This window comes from Legionella qingyii, assembly GCF_003184185.1.
In genome coordinates, this window is record NZ_QHJG01000087.1 from 493 (window position 1) to 1,092 (window position 600).

Consider the following 600-nt stretch of genomic DNA (forward strand, 5'->3'; position numbering starts at 1 on the left):
TCCTTGCAACTAATAGCTATTTCTTCCGTTTCACTGCTTACAGGGAAGTAACCGACCTTTACGGCTAGATTAATTACACGACTAACCATGTCCTTTACCTTGAGCATGACGTTTTTATACCGCGACATTACTATTTCCACGATTGTCGGTTACATAAGTCCACTCAAATGTCCTCTAGTGATAGGGACTTTGGAGTTGCGAGTGCAAATTTCAAGCGCTCTAATAAGCTTTATAGTTATGGTTTAATCAATTGCTACTTTTTGGGCCATTAGCGCTCGAATTAAAAAATTCATACTGGAGTAACGGACAGTACTTCAAAAATAGGCAAAATTTGTCGTACGTGATACCGTCATGGTGCCACCTATATCTTCTCATAAGCTACAATTAGCGAGTCCTAAATAACTGATTAATAGAATGCCTTAACGAGTGTCTCCACTCAGTTCGCTGCCGTCCGCGTCTTAACTTAAGGCTAAATCAATTTCTTTAAGTTTTTGCTTAGTTACTCCGATACTGATTTCATCGACGATAACTAGGATTTCATCCAGCGTTTGATGTTCTTTTCGACCGAGACTAACTCGCGTACCGAGCATAACTTTTCGT